Source organism: Hyalangium gracile (assembly GCF_020103725.1).
In the GTDB taxonomy this organism is placed as follows: domain Bacteria; phylum Myxococcota; class Myxococcia; order Myxococcales; family Myxococcaceae; genus Hyalangium; species Hyalangium gracile.
In genome coordinates, this window is the sequence record NZ_JAHXBG010000037.1 from 1 (window position 1) to 15663 (window position 15663).

General features: G+C 69.1%; 14 protein-coding genes and 1 pseudogene. 7 read left to right on the plus strand and 8 right to left on the minus strand.

What is annotated here, in order from left to right:
• A pseudogene (locus KY572_RS42780) lies at positions 1-543 on the plus strand (hydroxymethylglutaryl-CoA reductase, degradative); the annotation flags it as partial.
• A 36-nt stretch (positions 544-579) separates the two neighbouring features.
• Here KY572_RS42780 and KY572_RS42785 read toward each other — a convergent pair.
• The 4 genes from KY572_RS42785 to KY572_RS42800 all read right to left on the minus strand — a co-directional run bounded on the left by KY572_RS42785 (position 580) and on the right by KY572_RS42800 (position 4094).
• Positions 580-1152 (minus strand): head protein, encoded by a 573-nt coding sequence (locus KY572_RS42785; protein ID WP_224249548.1) that lies wholly within the window; start codon positions 1150-1152, stop codon positions 580-582.
• Entirely contained in the window at positions 1149-1790 is a 642-nt protein-coding gene (locus tag KY572_RS42790) for a hypothetical protein (RefSeq protein WP_224249549.1), read from the minus strand. Before KY572_RS42790 ends, KY572_RS42785 begins: the two co-directional genes overlap by 4 nt.
• 153 nt (positions 1791-1943) lie before the next feature.
• On the minus strand, positions 1944-3047 hold the full coding sequence (locus KY572_RS42795) for an MBL fold metallo-hydrolase (protein ID WP_224249550.1): 1104 nt from the start codon (positions 3045-3047) through the stop codon (positions 1944-1946).
• Between the two features lie 150 nt (positions 3048-3197).
• A complete protein-coding gene (locus KY572_RS42800; protein ID WP_224249551.1) occupies positions 3198-4094 on the minus strand; it encodes an NAD(P)H-binding protein in 897 nt (298 codons plus the stop codon).
• A gap of 122 nt (positions 4095-4216) precedes the next feature.
• Here KY572_RS42800 and KY572_RS42805 point away from each other — a divergent pair, with 122 nt between their 5' ends.
• From KY572_RS42805 to KY572_RS42820, 4 genes are all read left to right on the plus strand, one after another.
• The gene (locus tag KY572_RS42805; protein ID WP_224249552.1) at positions 4217-4939 is read left to right on the plus strand and encodes a TetR/AcrR family transcriptional regulator; all 723 of its coding nucleotides are present in this window, start codon (positions 4217-4219) and stop codon (positions 4937-4939) included.
• A 455-nt stretch (positions 4940-5394) separates the two neighbouring features.
• The gene (locus tag KY572_RS42810) at positions 5395-6753 is read left to right on the plus strand and encodes a hypothetical protein (RefSeq protein WP_224249553.1); all 1359 of its coding nucleotides are present in this window, start codon (positions 5395-5397) and stop codon (positions 6751-6753) included.
• Between the two features lie 161 nt (positions 6754-6914).
• Positions 6915-7502 carry a hypothetical protein gene (locus tag KY572_RS42815; RefSeq protein WP_224249554.1) on the plus strand — a complete coding sequence of 196 codons (588 nt, stop codon included), beginning with the start codon at positions 6915-6917 and terminating at the stop codon, positions 7500-7502.
• Positions 7503-7514: 12 nt separating this feature from the next.
• Complete coding sequence (locus KY572_RS42820) at positions 7515-7736, plus strand: hypothetical protein (RefSeq protein ID WP_224249555.1); 222 nt, start codon at positions 7515-7517, stop codon at positions 7734-7736.
• Positions 7737-7924: 188 nt separating this feature from the next.
• On the opposite strand, the gene KY572_RS42825 is transcribed toward KY572_RS42820, so the two are convergent.
• On the minus strand, positions 7925-8731 hold the full coding sequence (locus KY572_RS42825) for an SDR family oxidoreductase (protein ID WP_224249556.1): 807 nt from the start codon (positions 8729-8731) through the stop codon (positions 7925-7927).
• Between the two features lie 568 nt (positions 8732-9299).
• On the opposite strand from KY572_RS42825, the gene KY572_RS42830 reads away from it, so the two are divergent.
• Entirely contained in the window at positions 9300-11966 is a 2667-nt protein-coding gene (locus KY572_RS42830) for a phosphoenolpyruvate carboxylase (RefSeq protein WP_224249557.1), read from the plus strand.
• A gap of 36 nt (positions 11967-12002) precedes the next feature.
• On the opposite strand, the gene KY572_RS42835 is transcribed toward KY572_RS42830, so the two are convergent.
• Complete coding sequence (locus tag KY572_RS42835; RefSeq protein ID WP_224249558.1) at positions 12003-13301, minus strand: SGNH/GDSL hydrolase family protein; 1299 nt, start codon at positions 13299-13301, stop codon at positions 12003-12005.
• A 343-nt stretch (positions 13302-13644) separates the two neighbouring features.
• Between KY572_RS42835 and KY572_RS42840 the strand changes: the two genes are divergently transcribed.
• Positions 13645-14007: a TIGR02266 family protein gene (locus tag KY572_RS42840; RefSeq protein WP_224249559.1), complete on the plus strand. Its 363-nt coding sequence runs from the start codon at positions 13645-13647 to the stop codon at positions 14005-14007.
• A 21-nt stretch (positions 14008-14028) separates the two neighbouring features.
• On the opposite strand, the gene KY572_RS42845 is transcribed toward KY572_RS42840, so the two are convergent.
• Entirely contained in the window at positions 14029-14520 is a 492-nt protein-coding gene (locus KY572_RS42845; RefSeq protein WP_407660113.1) for a GNAT family N-acetyltransferase, read from the minus strand.
• 86 nt (positions 14521-14606) lie between these two features.
• The gene (locus tag KY572_RS42850; protein ID WP_224249560.1) at positions 14607-15662 is read right to left on the minus strand and encodes an alpha-ketoacid dehydrogenase subunit beta; all 1056 of its coding nucleotides are present in this window, start codon (positions 15660-15662) and stop codon (positions 14607-14609) included.
• Position 15663 lies beyond the last annotated feature (1 nt).

The following is a 15663-nucleotide window of genomic DNA, read 5'->3' on the forward strand; positions in this document are numbered from 1 at the left end:
TACCGGGCGGCCACGCACAACAAGGGCGTGATGAACGGCATCGACTCGGTGGCGATCGCCACGGGGCAGGACTGGCGTGCCATCGAGGCGGGAGCGCACGCCTTCGCGTGCCGCAAGGGCCGGTACCGGCCGCTATCCACCTGGAGCCTGGAGGAGGGGCACCTGGTGGGGCGCATCGAGCTGCCCATGGCGCTGGGCACGGTGGGCGGGCCCATCAAGGTGCACCCCGGCGTGCAGGTGGCGCTGAAGCTGATGCGGGTGAGCTCGGCGCGCGAGCTGTCGATGGTGATCGCCGCGGTGGGGCTGGCGCAGAACTTCGCGGCGCTGCGAGCGCTGGGCAGCGTGGGCATCCAGAAGGGCCACATGGCGCTGCACGCGCGGTGCGTGGCTGTGACGGCGGGGGCTCGGGGAGAGCTGGTGGAGCGCATCGCCAACGAGCTGGTGAAGGTGGGCCACGTGAAGGTGGAGAAGGCTCGAGAGATCATCGCCGCGCTGGCCGCGGAGGAGGGCGCACAGGCTCCGGCGGCGGCCAACCAGGCATAGCCGCAGGCCACTACACGGGCCTGAGACTGCCCCAGTTCAAGGTGCGCTCCCCTGCGCCCTCCGTGCCACAGGGTAGATGGCACGGAGGTTGAGCCTGTAGTGATAGACGGCGAGGTGATACTCGCCGGCAATCAGGATGAACGCATGGCCTGGGAGCTCAGGCTGGCTGTCGAGCCACGCTTCCGCATCCGTTTGAGAGCTGAAAGCAGCCACCGGAGCGGGAAGCCCCTCACGTGTCATGTCCTCGAGGTAGTGCTCGAGAGCGCCTGAATTGGGAAGGAGTTTGCGGACCCCCGTCTCGCGGACATAGATGACGCGGTGATACTCGTTGCCGACCAACACCTGAGCTCCCAAGGGGGGCCTGGGATGCGTCTTCAGCCATGCGTCCGCCTCATCCAATGTCTTGAAGGCGGCAATCACCAGGGGCGGTGCATTGGCATCGAGGCTCTTTCGATAGTCCTCGAAGTCATAGGACTGGCCGCTGGCGGCGATGAACCTGATCGCATCAATGGCGACCAGGAGCTTCTCCTTCTTCTCTGGAGAGACCTCGTCTTCCCGCAGCTGCCCGAGCAACCCCTCTACGTCGAGGCAGAGGTTCACGATGCTCATTGCGACACCACGATGGTGCAGGGGGGAAGAGCCACCCCGGATGAGGCCAGGATCACGGCTGGCGCAAGGACGACGAGCCCGGCTCCAGCCGAGACCACGACAAAAGCGACACCTGCGATGACGACTACACTGCCCACCAGCAGCGACTTGCGGTGACGCTTCAACCAATCCACCGCGGCGTCAATCGCCGTGAACTCTCGCGGTCGCAACTCTTGTAGCTCCAAACAGTCGAGATAGGGCTGCATGCAGCGACGGTTACAGTACTCTTCCTTTCCTCCCTTGCCGCGCCCGCCGGACGTCATATGGCCGAACCCTCGAGGAAGGGGACGGCTCATACACTCCCGCATGCACTCTCGGAGTTCCTCGTCGCAATCTCGCTGATGGCTCATGGCGAGCACGATGGTCCCCGTGGATGGCGACAAGCAGCCCATGGCTGGGGTGGCTTGCGAGAGTTCGACATCCTCAGCGCGCTGCCACGTGTGGTCCACACGGCCATCGGGCATCTCGCGGATGAGCAGCACGAAGCCAGAGAGCTCTGCGACGTCAGGAGGCGCGATGTAGCGCGTAGGGCTGCAGGAAGCGAGCAGGACGCCAAGCACCGAGGCGACGAGCCCCTCCGAGGACAGGTGAAGCCGCATGCTCGGCCTTCTACTACGAAACCTGCCCTGCGCTTGCCTGATGGGGAAGGGCGCGGAGCCGGCGTGCGGGCCTCTGTCTTCGTGCGCGCGGGCTCATGGAACCGGGCAGGCGCCCCTATCGCCCGTGCGGGCAGGGGGCGAGCCTTGAGCGCTTCAGCTCGCCGGGTCCACCGCACCCGGCGCGGGCGGCTCCAGCTCACGGGCGGCGCCGACCGAGCGCCACCACGGCTCCACGGTCTCCACGCGAGACGGCACCACCGGCGCTCCGAGCCTGGGCATCACCAGGGGCACCCGCTGCTCCCGTCCGAGCCGGAGGAGCACCTCGGCCGGCTCGTCCCACGCGTGGATGGCGAGGTTGAAGGTGCCCCAGTGCACTGGCAGGAGCGCCCCGCCGCCGAGCAACTCCAGCGCCTTGAGCGCGTTCTCCGGCCCCAGGTGGATGTCGCCCCACGCCGGGTGGTACGCGCCGACTTCCAGCATGACGAGATCGAAGGGCCCGAGCCTCTGACGGATGGCGGCGTACTCCGGCGTCAGGCCCGTGTCGCCGCTGAAGAAGACCTTGTGCCTCGGGGTCTCGATGACGAACGAGGACCAGAGCGTGCGGTTGCGATCTCCGAGTCCCCGGCCGGAGAAGTGCTGAGAGGGCGCGGCGGTGATGCGCAGCTCTCCGCGGGGGAGCATGGCGGACTCCCACCAGTCCAGCTCGGTGATGCGCTCGGCAGGCACGCCCCACGCCTCCAGGTGCGCGCCCACGCCGAGCGACGTGTAGAAGGGCACGCTCGTGCGCGCCAGCTGCAGGATGGTGGGGTGGTCGAGGTGATCGTAGTGGTCGTGCGAGACGATGACGGCGTCCAGCGGAGGCAGCTGCGCAATCGTCACCGGCACGGGATGGAACCGCTTGGGCCCCGCGAAGGCCCAGGGAGAGGCGCGCTCGCCCCACACGGGGTCCGTGAGCACGCGCAGCCCGTCTATCTCGAGCAGCACCGTGGAGTGGCCGAGCCACGTGGCGCGCAGCCCCGTGTCCAGCGGACGGGCCCACGTCTCCAGCGGGCTCTCATACGGCAGGGGGGCAGGGGGCGTCCGACGCTGACCGCCCAGGAAGAACTCGCTCATCGTCGAGAACGTGGTGCCGGGCTTGAAGCCGGGCGTCACCGTCGCGGTGTTGTGGAAGACGCCCTCCCGGAAAAGGGACGAGGCGCGCACGCGCTCGAGACGGAGGCCTTGAGCCTTTCCACCGAAGACGGAACCCTTGGGCATGCCGACCGGTTTAACGCCCCAAGGCCCCGCGCGCCACCAGGCCGTTTCCAGGCCGCTGAGATGGAGTCGGCACCTGGCGCGCTACGGGGCGGCGTGGCAGGCACGGAACCGAGCATCCAGAGTGAGAGGGCGGTGGGGCCACGGTATGCACTACACGGACTCTGGGACTGCCCCAGCCGTGAGGTGCTCTGCCTCCCGAAGAATCACCTCGCGCATGCTCGTCGGCGCACGCCCGAGCAACTTCTGCAGCGTCGGATCGACGGCCGTGAACTCGCCATTGCGGCTCGCGCGGTAGAGGCCGAGCGAGATGGCGATCCTGGGGGCGGGCATGCCGAGCGCAGTGAGCTTCGCGCGCAGCTCGTCCTCCGACACGGTGCTTCGGCGGATGGGCCGCCCGAGGAGGCTCGACGCGATGTCGCACAGCGCTCCGAAGTCGAGCGCCTGCGCGGCCGTGAGCGGCGGCGTCGGGCCGTCGAACTGACCCTCGTTCGCCAGAATCACCGCGGCTGCCTCCGCGAGGTCGGCGTGCGTGGTCCAGGAGACCTTTCCGTCCGGGGGCGCCTCGAAGACTCCCATCCGCAGGGCCTGTCCCAGCAGGAACATCGCACTGGCGGCGTAGAAGCCGTTGCGAAGCGCGGTCCACGCCAGACCGGACTCGCCCAGCATCTGCTCCGTCGCCGCATGGTCGAGCATCGGGGGAAACGCCGATGAACGGCTCGCGGCCATGTGGCTCGTGTAGACGATGCGGCGCGCTCCAGCAGCCCGAGCTGCGTCGATGGCGGCGCGATGCTGGGCCAGGGGATCGCCGCCAGTCGCAGCCGCATTCGACGAGACGATCAGGACCTGGGACGCGCCCTCGAAGGCATGCGCCAGACTCTTCGAATCCGTGAAGTCGCCTTGGCGCACTCGGACGCCGCGTGCCGCCAACTCCCGAGCCTTCTGCACGTCTCGGACACTGACGGCGACCCGGTCCACCGGGACGCGGGTGACGAGTTTCTCCACGATGAGACGGCCCAGCTGCCCTGTGGCTCCGGTCACGACGATCATTGAACGCCCTCCCGATAACGGTGGAAACGAAATTCTGTTACCACTGATAGCAGAAGGCCATTAACGCCGCTACCAATTCGCCGTTAGCGCCGATTCGGTGGTCGCGTGCTACCTTCGGCTCCATGGACGACCGCAAGAAGTCCGCCGCGGAAGACGCCGAGGGCCCGGATGTGCGCGCGCGCATCATCGCGGCCGCCGCGGAGCTCATCTCCGCCGGAGGGCCCGATGCCGCGACCACGCGGGCGGTGGCCGCCGCCGCCGGAGTGCAGGCGCCGACCATCTACCGGCTCTTCGGCGACAAGCGAGGCCTCCTCACGGCCGTCATCGAGCACGTGATGAAGAGCTACGTGTCGAAGAAGGCCGCGCGCAAGCCGCACCCCGATCCGCTTCAGGACTTGCGTGATGGCTGGGACACCCACGTCGCGTTCGGCCTGAGCCATCCAGGGCTGTTCGCGATCATGAGCAGCGAGCTGCATCCAGCCTCGCAGGCGCCTGCTGTCGGCGACGGGGAGGATGTTCTGCGGCGGCGCATCCGGAAGATTGCGCTCGCGGGCCGGCTGCGGGTCAGTGAAGAGCGGGCGCTCGGCCTCGTGAGGGCGATGGGCACCGGGGCGGTGCTCACGCTCCTACGCCAGCCCGAAGGGGAGCGCGACCTCGGACTCGCCGATGCCGCGCGCGAGGCGGTCATGGCGGCGATCACGAGCGAGGCGGCGACACCGGCGAACACGGATGTCCGCGCACTGGCTGCGGCGCTGCGTGCCTCCATGGACCGGATCAATGTCCTCACCCCAGGAGAGAGCATGCTGTTGAGCGAACTGCTCCAGCGCATCGCGGACGTCGAGTGAGCTCGCGCTAGCCCCGGGCTTGCGCCGCAGGGGGTAGAGCTGGAAGCACCTCACGTGACGCGGGAGCGCCTGGACCTCCCGTACCTGCCCGCAGCGAGTGAAGTTCACCCGCACGGGCGCGGACCCGTTACACGACGCGTAGTCCTTGCCCGGGAATGCGTAGTCCGGGCTTCGGTTTCGTGGAGTCCACCCGACGATAGGGGAGGTGAGTGCGCCGGCTCGCCTTTTCAGTGGTACGCCCCCAGATCTTCCCGGCATGCAGGCGCCGCCGGCCCTTCGCGGGAAGATTTTCAAAGCCCTTCGTTCCGCTCTCCGCAGGACCCAGCGTTCCACTCATCCCAGGAGAGCACACCGTGACCAGAAAATTCCTGTTGTTGGGCATTGCCGCACCGCTTTGCATGACAGCCGCCGTGGGCTGTGCGCCCGAACCCGGGCAGGAGGAGCGCCCGGGCCCGATGGAAACGGCCCGCCAGTCGCTGGTCCTGACGGGACAGAAGTTCGTGGTCAATTCCGTCATGAATGGCGACGATGAGCGCTGCCGCGTGCCTTCGAGCCTGCTGGGGGCGGGAAACTTCCAGGCCAACCAGCAGCTTCTGATCCGGCGTGGCACCACGCTGCGCGGACTCTGCACCGTCGATGTCGTCGCCAGTACCTCGGGAGACTTCGAGATGAGCTCGGCGGGGTTCTTGAACCGCGTCCGGATCTTCGGCGACCCGAGCCTCACCGCGACGGGCAGCACGGTCGAGGTGGCCAATGAGTATGCGGCCGGGACCGCCCCGGGTATCGCCGAGCCGGCGACCTCGCTCACGGATGCCAATACCAACTCGGCCGGGAAGGTGAAGGAATACACGGCCCGCGCCACGGGCGCACAGGTTGCCTACGCCGTCCCGCACCCTTTCGAGAAATACACCTTCGAGCAAGCCGAGCTCATTCACAACGCCGACCCGGTGCGCAACGCCATCTGGGCCCTGGGAATCGACAACAACGTCTCGGGAAGCCTCAGCCGGTATCACATCACCTCCGCGGAGATCAGCGCGGACAGCTTCCCGGGGCTCGGAAGCTTCGTCAGCAACAAGATCACCAACGCGGTGTCCTTCCACGGAGAGCTGAGCTGCACCACCAGCGAGGTCCGGGTCGGCGGGGCCATCGAGCCAGCCTTCCGTCAGGGCGTGGCGGAGATCATCCGCGAGGAGCTGAATGACCCCACCCTGCGGGTGCACTGGAAGTCGGGCATCTGCTTCGATGGCACCGCGCCTGCCAACTTCGTCAACGCCATGAGCATCGCCGGCCGCGGCTTGCAGCTCGAGCAGGACAGCACGCAGATTCTGGGCAACGCCACGCGTCGGGACCAGGTCGCCGCCGCCACGAAGTCCGTGTTCGACTGCCTGATCGACGGCGCGGACAACTCGCCCACGAGCACTCCGAGCACCCCCTGGTCCGTCAGCTCCGGCACGGCCAACTACGCCACCTCGGGAGTCTGCGAGCGGTACATCGCCGAGATTGAGGTTCCCAACGTGCCAGGGGGCCACACGCTCTCCGCGGGCGCCGCCACGTGTGTCGATGAACACACCGCGCACGTCGATTACTACCGCTGGACCGGGGTGGGGTACTGGGTGCGCATCGGCGGCGGCAACATCACCTACGTGGATGATGGCACCACCTGCAGCGCCCAGCTCTCGACGGAGACCGACTACACCTATCTCCAGCCGACGGGCGTGGGCAGTGGTTCGAGCGGAACCACCCGGCTGCGGGCCGTCGTCCGGGCCTCGGATGCGAGTGGCGCGGCCGTCCCCGCCTTCTTCTCGGTGCAATAGGAGCACTCCTTCCGATACTCCCGAGGAGCCCGGCAAGAAGCAGTGCGCTAGTCCACTTCGGCAGCGCCTTGGGGGAAACCAGAGCATTCCGAAAACGGCGTCTCCTCGGTTGCCACCTCGCTTATCCTCGTGAGACTCGCTGTTGTCCTCGAGGAGCTGCCGTGATCAAGCACATTGCCACCATCATCATCGTCGTCGCGTTCGGACTCGCAGCGCCTGCGCCTGCGACACCTGCGCCAGGCACCGGGAGCGCCCCGGCGCCCACGGCGCAGCTCACGGGCGCGTGGGGCTTCAGCACCGGCGGCGCGATGGGCCCTGGCCAGTTCGCGGCCTGGCTCAGCGACCGCCGCGAGTACACGTTCGACGGCAAGGGGAACTACACTTTCATGCGGCGCCACAACGTGGATCGCGACCCCGACACGTCGATCATCCGCGAGCGCGGCACGTACACGCTCGTTGGCGACGTGCTGACGCTGACACCGGCCAAGAGCGAGCGCGAGATCTGGAGCAAGGTGAAGACCGGCGCCACGGCTGGCGCGTACGACAAGCTCTTGCGCCGCGAGCAGGTCGCGCTCGAGAAGACCGAGTACCGCGTGTCATTCACGTTGTACCTCGACACGCAGGTCCAGAACCTGATGCTGACGCCGAGCGCGGCGACGCAGCGCGACGGCAACTTCAACGCGACGACGCAGTACCGGCTGTTCCGGCCCGACGGTAAGTACTACACGGCCATCCCGCCGCCCCCCTGAGCTGGCCGGCGAGTGTGGCCTGACTGCTCGTGGGGAGCCTCGAGAGCGCTCACCGGTGCCTTCCACTGGTGGGACATCGGTGCTTACGGTCACGTCGGTGCCGACCTCAACAAGCGCATCCAGACCGTGGGCCGGAGCTTCGGCTACACCGGCCCCATCGATGGTGTGCCCGGGCCGAATACCTACACGGCCGAGCACAAGATCTGCGGCTACGCGGTGAACCGCGCCTTCTAGCCCGACACCGACCCACGGCTCGCGCGTACTGTCTCAGGACGCGTCGTGCGCGTCCCGGGAGGAGAAGCCCCAGGTCGATGGCCCTCTCGCCCATGAGCCAGGTCGAAGCGCTCTCGATGGACCTCGTGGCGCGACGTCTGTCCAGCTGGCACCGTGTCGTCGTCGCATCGCCTCGCTCCGCCTGATGCTCACGCACCGCCTCGCTTCCGCATGGCCTTGAGCGCCATGCGGTCGACCAGGCCCGGGACGAGGAGCTTGAGGTACACGCCGATTCGGGCCTTGGCCGTCATCAGCACCTCGCGGTCACGCTGGTCGATGGCGCGGAGGATCCGCTCCGCGCAGGTGTGCGCGTCCATCGCGTCGCTGACCGAGTCCCTCGTGGCGCGCGGCTGGCCGTCGGAGCCCAGCGCCCGTACGCCGATGTCGGTGGAGACGTACCCCGGGGACACCACGAGCACGTCCACGCCCGTGTCCAGCAGCTCGACGCGCAGCGAGTCGAAGAAGCCCTGCAGGGCGTGCTTGCTCGCGACGTACCCGGTGCGCTCCGGCACCGCGAGCTTCCCCTGGACCGAGGAGATGGCCACCAGCAGTCCCTTGCGCGCCTTGATGTGGGGCAGGGCCGCGTGGGTGCAGTACACGGCACCCAGGTAGTTCACGCGCATGAGTCGGTCGAAGAGCGACACGTCGCGGATGTCCTCGAAGCGGCTGCGCATGGAGATGCCCGCGTTGTTCACGAGCATGTCGATGCCTCCGAAGGCTTCCACCGCGCGCTCGACCATGCGCCGGCATGCCTCGGGCTCGGCGACGTCCGTCGGCACGCCGAGCGCTCGCCCTCCCGCCTTCTCGCACCGCGCCGTCACCCGGGCCAGTGCCTCCTCGCTCCGCGCCGCCAGCACCAGGTTCGCTCCTCGCGCGGCGAGCGAGACGGCCAGCTCCTCGCCGATCCCGGAGGAGGCCCCCGTGATGATGACGGTCTTCCCTTGCATCGTGGACATGCGGCCCTTCTTGGCCGCGCGGCAACATCACCGTCAACCCCGGACTGCGCTCATGACGGCTCGGGGCTCAACACGTCGCTCCGCTTGGTCAACATGATGAAAGTGCCATGGGACAACCCGTCAGGAGACCTACCGCTAAGGAGGGCCCCTCTGGGCGCGTTCTCAGCCAACTGGTATGCCTGTCATACCAGTTCGGTTCATGGCTGCCGCCCGCGGGGCGGCCCGTTCAACCAGACCGGTAGGGGACGCCGAGGGTCGGCCACGTTTGAGTGGTGGTGACAAGGCCCTCCAGGAACTGCACCGCGTTGACGGTGTTGCCCCCCATGGCGGCAGCCACGACCTCGCCACGTTGCCCGGGGTGGTCTCGCGAATGGCGGAGGCGTTGAATCGCGAGCTTGCTCCCTGATGGCGGCGCCTCGAGGCCGTCCCCTGGGCGTGTCCGGGGACACGAGGCAAGCGCGGAAGGTCTCCTGGGCGGACATGGAGTCCCGGCGGGATGTCCGATGCTGTGCGATTAGATCGCTTCCTACCAGTCTACACCTGATGTGGCGCTAGGGTGCGGTGCGTCATGGCTCGCACTCGTTCCGTAGACCAGGCCCTCCGCCGCGACGTCCGCCTCCTGGGGCGGCTGCTCGGAGAGGTCATCATCGAGCAGGAAGGGCAGGCCCTCTTCGATCTGGAGGAGCAGGTCCGTCACCTCGCCATCCAGCGCCGCCGCGGCCCCAAGCCCGGGCGTCGCGCCGCGGCCGGTGAGCTCGCCGCGCTCCTCCAGAAGCTCCCGCTGGAGCAGGCCGAGCCGGTGCTCCGAGCCTTCTCCGTGTACTTCCAGCTCGTCAACCTCGCCGAGCAGCACCACCGCATCCGCCGCTTCCGCGAGCACGCCAGCGATCCCGAGGCCACGCCGCAGCGCGGCTCCCTGGAGGCCGCGTTCCAGACCCTCAAGGACGCCGGTGTCTCCAAGGAGCGGGTGCGCGAGGCCATCAGCGGGCTCAATGTCACCCTGACACTGACCGCGCACCCCACGCAGGCCGCGCGCCGCACGCTGCTCGAGAAGCTCTACCGCATCCAGCGGCTCCTGGAGGACCGGGACCGCTGCACGCTGACGCCTCAAGAGATCGCCGATGATCTCGAGACCATGCGCGAGGAGATCACCGCGCTCTGGCAGTCGGACGAGCTGCGGCGCATGCGCCCCACCGTGGGCGACGAGGTGAAGAACGTCCTCTGGTACGTGGAGGAGGTGCTCGCCGACCAGCTCGCCCGGCTGCCCGAGGTCATCTCCTGGGCCTTCGAGCGCGCCTATGGCGAGCCGCTGGGTCGTGTCCCCTCGCCGGTGCGGCTGCACTCGTGGGTGGGCGGGGACATGGACGGCAACCCGCTCGTGACGCCCGAGGTGCTCGCGGACACGCTGCGCGCCCACCGCGCCCGTGGCCTGCGCATGCTGCTGCACGACGTGGAGGTGCTGGGCGTCGCCCTGTCCCAGTCGGATCGGCACGCGCCCATGCCCAAGGAGCTGCGCGCCTCGCTCGAGGCGGATGAGGCCGAGCTCCCCGAGGTGGCGCAGCGGCAGGGGCCACGCACCGCCGGCGAGCCGTGGCGGCGCAAGCTGCGCTTCATGGAGACGCGCCTCCAGCTCGCGCTCCGGTATGTGGAAGGCGCTCGTGCCGGGCGCGCCGAGCCGATGTCTCCCGCGGCCTACCGGAGCCCCGCGGCCTTCCTGAAGGACTTGGAGCTCATCGAGCGCACGCTCCTCCAGGTGAAGGCGGAGCGCGCGGGCGTCAGGCAGGTGCGGCGGGTGCTGGAGCGCGTCAACGCCATGGGCTTCCACCTCGCCGAGCTGGAGTTCCGAGCCCCGGCCGAGGACGCGATCAGCGCGAGCGCCTCGCTGGATGGAGGCCCCGCTCCGACGGAGGGCGGCGCCCGGCTGCTCGCCGTGCTGGAGCGCGTGCGCGAGGCCCAGGCTGAGTCCGGTGAGGTGGCGTGCCGCACCTTCATCCTCTCCATGGCCAGCACCGCGGAGGACGTGCTGGCGGCGTTCCGGTGCGCCCGGCACGCGGGCCTCTGGGACATGGAGCGCGGCTGCGCCACGGTGGACATCGTCCCGCTGTTCGAGCAGCTCGGCGCGCTGGACGGCGGGCCCCAGGTCCTGCGGACCCTGTTCGCCGATCCCACCTACCGTCGTCACATCCAGGCGCGGGGCGTGCAGGAGGTGATGGTGGGCTACAGCGACTCGGGCAAGGAGGTGGGGCTCCTGGCGGCGGCCGCGGCGCTCCACCGGGCCCAGGTGGCGCTCACCCAGGTGGCGAAGGAGGAGGGGATTCCCCTGCGCCTCTTCCACGGTCGCGGCGAGTCGGTGGCGCGCGGCGGCGGTCCCGCCCAGCAGGCCATCCTCGCGCTGCCTCCCGGCAGCCTCGTCGGCGGGTACAAGGCGACGGAGCAGGGCGAGGCGCTGGACCACAAGTACGCGCGGCCCGAGCTGGCCCGCCGCACGCTGGAGCTGGTGCTGGGCGGCGTGCTGGTGCACGTGATGGACGCGCAGCCGCGGCCCTCCGCCGAGGATGAGACGGTCTTCCGAGAGACGTTCGACACGCTGGCCGAGACGGGGCGGCGCCAGTACCGCGCGCTCGTGTGGGAGGACTCCCGGTTCGTCGAGTTCTTCAATGCCTCCACGCCGCTGGAGGAGATCTCCGCGCTGCCCATCGGCTCGCGCCCCAGCAAGCGCAAGGCGGGAGGGCTCGAGTCCCTGCGCGCCATCCCCTGGGTGTTCGCGTGGACGCAGAACCGCGCCATCCTGCCGGGCTGGTATGGCGTGGGCTCGGCGCTGGAGGCCTTCGCGGCGAAGCCGGAGGGCCTGGCCCTGCTGAAGCGGATGTACCGCGAGTGGCCGTTCTTCCGCACCGTGCTCGACAACGTGACGATGGTGCTCGCCAAGAGCGACATCTCCATCGCCTCGCGCTACGCGAAGCTCGCGCCCGATGCCACGCGCCCGCTGTGGCGCATCATCCGGGCCGAGCACTCGCGCACCCGCCGCTGGGTGAAGCGCATCACCGGCGAGGCGCGGCTGCTGGATCACAACCCCCAGCTCCAGCGCTCCATCGCCCTGCGCAATCCCTACGTGGACCCCATGTCCTTCCTCCAGGTGGAGATGCTGCGGCGCAAGCGCGAGGGCCAGGAGGTGAGCCGGCCCTTGCTCCTCACGCTCAACGGCATCGCCGCCGGCCTGCGGAACACGGGCTGAGCCTCGGCTGGCGCTCCCACTCGCCCCGGCTTCTGACTAGAGCCCGCCCCGGGCTCGGAGCACGCGGACCACCTCTGCGGCCATGACGCTGTGGCCCTGGGCGCTCGGGTGGATGCCGTCCACCTCCAGCCCGTCGATGAAGAGGTGCACGCTCGAGGGCGAGCGCGTCACGGCCTCCAGATCGATGACCTCGGCCAGCGTCTGGCTCCGGATCCACGTGTTGAAGGCGACCCGGTCCCGCTTCACCTGGTCATAGGTGCCGTAGTTCGTCTTCTCCTTGGGCAGCAGCGTGCTCACCCACACCCGGCAGAAGGGCTTCAGCCGGGTGAGCAGCGTCGTCATCCGCGTCTGGAGATCCGCCACGCTCAGGGACGTCAGATCATTGGTGCCCAGCAGCACCAGGCAGTCCGTCGCGCCGGAGACCGCCAGCACCTCTCGGTCCAGGTTCTGCAGCGCGCCCCAGAAGCCCTGGCCGGACACGGCGGCGTTCACCACCGGCACCCGGAGCTGCTGCTCCACCAGCGAGGGCCAGGAGTTCCGCACGTCGTTGTACGTGTCGATGTAGCCCTCGGTGATGCTGTCGCCGATGGCCACGAAGGCGCGGCCGGCGGTGGCCTCGACGTCCACGGTGGCGATGCCGATGGCCTGCTGCGAGGCCTGCCCGCCCAGCGCGTCCACGCGCGTCGAGTACGCTCCGGAGCGCGAGAAGCTGCCGGGGAAGGCGTTGATGGCGCTCACTCCCAGCGCGCCGCTCACCTCGAACGAGATGGCCAGTTCCTCACGGAACCCCACCGGGAACACCACCGGATCCGACGTGACGAGCTTGCGCGAGCTCGCGGAGACCCCCTGCGAGCCATTGAAGGTGAGGGTGACGGGCGCCGAGGCCAGCGCCCCGTTGGCACCCGCGCGCGCCACGGTGGCCTTGTGCAGCGTCAGGCTCCCGTCTCCCGCGCTGAACGTCACGCGCAGCCGCTCGCCGGCCTTGCCCACCGGGACGCGCATGCGGAACGTCGTCAGGCTGCTCACGCTCTTGGACCAGCGCAGCGCCTGGTGGAAGGCGGGCTGGAACACGGGCGCCGGGGTCGGCGCCGGCGGCGGATTCCCGGGCTCCGTCACGGGCGGCGGCTCCACCGGGATGGGCTGCTGCGGATTGCCCTGGGGCGGGGGGGCCTCGGCGACCGGACCTTCCTCCGGCTCGGGAGTCGTGGGCGGGGTGGAGACCTCTCCGGTCTCCTCCGGCTCGGGGTTGGCAGGCACCTCGAGCGCTTCGGGGCCACAGGCCACAAGGAGGCTCCAGGTACACATGAGGACCCAGAGGCCCGGTCTGCTCCGCATCTCTTCTCTCCTTGGCAGGGGGAGGGTTGAACGACCCCGCATCAACCAGGCAGCGCTGTCTTCCATTTGACTGCCTGTCCCGGTGCCAGGCGCCCCTGGCCGTGGAGCGGGCAGGGAGGCAGGGGCCTCACCGGAGACGCCCTGGGGCGAGGGCCAGAACTCCCAGACAATCGAGAATCACCGGAGAGCGGGCGAGCCTTCGTGCTATGGGCCCCCTTGAACAGGGCCGGCGAGACAGCCGACACTTGCCCCACGGTTGGGCGTGGGGCAGGAGGCGGTGAGGGCACAATCGTCGGGTCGGCCGTTTGCTGCGTAGCGCTGCGCTTGGGAGTTCCGGTTCCGCATGAACAGTGATTCCGCGGATGTACCAGCCACGGGGCAGCCTGCTCCGGCGAACCGCCGAGGTGAGGAGAGGGTGCCTGCCCGTTTCGAGGTCCACTTCAACTACACGCAGGACGCCGCCAAGGCCCTGCGCGCCTACTCGCTGAACGTGTCCGCGGGCGGGCTCTGCCTGCGCACCCGGAAGTCCTATGACGTGGGCTCGCCGGTCCGCATGGACATGGTCATCGAGGGCGAGTCCTTCCAGCTCCAGGGCATCATCGCCTGGGTGCGCGACGAGGCCGAGGCCGTGGGCGTGCGCTTCACGGACATGAGCGAAGAGGACCGCGCCCGGCTCCAGCGCGTCATCGACAGCATCAAGCGCTAGCCGCGCGAGGAGGGCCGCTGCTCAGGGGCCCTCGTGGCGGAACACCATGCAGTCGGCGACGAAGCCGCACGCCTCGTAGAAGCGCACCATCTCCGGCCCCGCGTCCTTGCGAGTGGCCAGCTCCAGCCGCTTCACGCTCAGCACCCGGGAGCGCTCGATGGCGTGCAGCAGCAGCGCCCGGCCCACCCCGCGGCGCCTCCAGGCCTCCGTCACCACCAGCTCGTCCACCGTGGCGATGCGCCCACGCAGCCGCAGCTGGGGCCGGTGCGACAGGCTCAGCATGCCCACCGGCTTGTCCTGCGGATCGCACGCCACGAAGATCTCGATCTCCGGATGGCTGGTGACCCAGTGGACCGTCTGCGTGTCCGAGCCGTCCGGAAAGCCCAGCTCCTTGAGGAGCGCGGCGAGCGCCTCGGCATCCCCCCGGCGTGCGCGGCGGACGCGGAAGGGGGACGACGACGAGGTCGCGGGAGCAGGGGAGGGCGGCGGGCTCTTGGCGATGGGCGTTGGCACGTCGGTTGGGAGTCTAACGAAAGGGCCGCCGCTCCTCCAAACTGGAAGGCACGACGGCCCGGAGTCCTACACGTGCGCCCAGGTGCTCACGGCTCCTCGGAGGCCAGCTTCCGCAGGGCGTCGGTGATGTCGCCGAGCTGCGGCACGGAGGCCATCTCCAGGTTGTCCGACAGGCCGATGCCGGGCACGAACTTGCCGGCCAGCAGCCGAGGCGGCGCCAGCAGCTTGTAGAAGAGCTCCTCCACCGAGCGGCGCACCAGGTGCTCGCCGAAGTTCGTCACCTCGGTGTCCTCGTTGACGAAGAGCACGCGGCCCGTCTTCTCGATGGAGCCCTTCACCAGGTCCCAGTCATACGGCCAGAGCGTGCGCAGATCGATCACCTCCACGCTCACGCCCTGCTCGCGCAGGGTGTCCGCGGCCTTGGCGCACATGGGCAGGGTGCGGCCGTAGCTGACGGCCGTCACCTGCGTGCCCTCGCGCACCACCTTGCCCTTGCCGATGGGCACCGCGTACGGCTCCAGCGCCGGCCACTGCGGCTTCCACGCCGTGCGGTCTCCCAGCGGCGCGTCGATCATCTTCGACAGCTGGCGCTCGTCCTCGGGCTCGCCGGGGATGCGCTCCTCGCCCTTCACGCGCAAGAGCGCCTTGGGCTCCAGGAACATGACGGGGTTGAGCTCCTGGCAGGCGGAGATCATCAGCCCGTACGCATCCAGCGGGTTGGAGGGCATGACGATCTTCCAGCCCGGGATGTGCGTGGCCGTCGCGTCGAACGAGTGCGAGTGGTAGATGGACCCGCGGATGCCGCTGCCCACCGGCGTCTTCACCACCATGGGCAGGTTCCAGTCCCCGTTGCTGGACCAGTGCGTGTTGCCGGCGATCTTCAGCAGATCGATGGTGTTGAAGATGTAGTCGGCGAACTGGATCTCGGCCACCGGGCGCTGGCCCGCCATGGCCAGGCCGATGGCCGCGCCGATGATGCCGCGCTCGTCCAGCGGCGAGTTCCACGCGTTCTTCAGGCCCTGGGTGGCCGTGAAGACGCCGCCCAGCGGGGCGCCCACGTCCTCGCCGAAGATGTCCATCACGCCGAGGTTCTCCTCGGCGTAGTGCAGGGCCATGCGGACGGCCTGTGCCATGTTGGCCATG

Excerpts from the sequence above, each read along its gene's own strand:
- KY572_RS42785 (WP_224249548.1), bottom strand. The coding sequence starts at position 1,152 with ATGAGCATCGTGAACCTCTGCCTCGACGTAGAGGGGTTGCTCGGGCAG.
- KY572_RS42790 (WP_224249549.1), bottom strand. The coding sequence starts at position 1,790 with ATGCGGCTTCACCTGTCCTCGGAGGGGCTCGTCGCCTCGGTGCTTGGC.
- KY572_RS42795 (WP_224249550.1), bottom strand. The coding sequence starts at position 3,047 with ATGCCCAAGGGTTCCGTCTTCGGTGGAAAGGCTCAAGGCCTCCGTCTC.
- KY572_RS42800 (WP_224249551.1), bottom strand. The coding sequence starts at position 4,094 with ATGATCGTCGTGACCGGAGCCACAGGGCAGCTGGGCCGTCTCATCGTG.
- KY572_RS42805 (WP_224249552.1), top strand. The coding sequence starts at position 4,217 with ATGGACGACCGCAAGAAGTCCGCCGCGGAAGACGCCGAGGGCCCGGAT.
- KY572_RS42810 (WP_224249553.1), top strand. The coding sequence starts at position 5,395 with ATGGAAACGGCCCGCCAGTCGCTGGTCCTGACGGGACAGAAGTTCGTG.
- KY572_RS42825 (WP_224249556.1), bottom strand. The coding sequence starts at position 8,731 with ATGTCCACGATGCAAGGGAAGACCGTCATCATCACGGGGGCCTCCTCC.
- KY572_RS42830 (WP_224249557.1), top strand. The coding sequence starts at position 9,300 with ATGGCTCGCACTCGTTCCGTAGACCAGGCCCTCCGCCGCGACGTCCGC.
- KY572_RS42835 (WP_224249558.1), bottom strand. The coding sequence starts at position 13,301 with ATGCGGAGCAGACCGGGCCTCTGGGTCCTCATGTGTACCTGGAGCCTC.
- KY572_RS42840 (WP_224249559.1), top strand. The coding sequence starts at position 13,645 with ATGAACAGTGATTCCGCGGATGTACCAGCCACGGGGCAGCCTGCTCCG.
- KY572_RS42850 (WP_224249560.1), bottom strand. The coding sequence starts at position 15,662 with ATGGCCAACATGGCACAGGCCGTCCGCATGGCCCTGCACTACGCCGAG.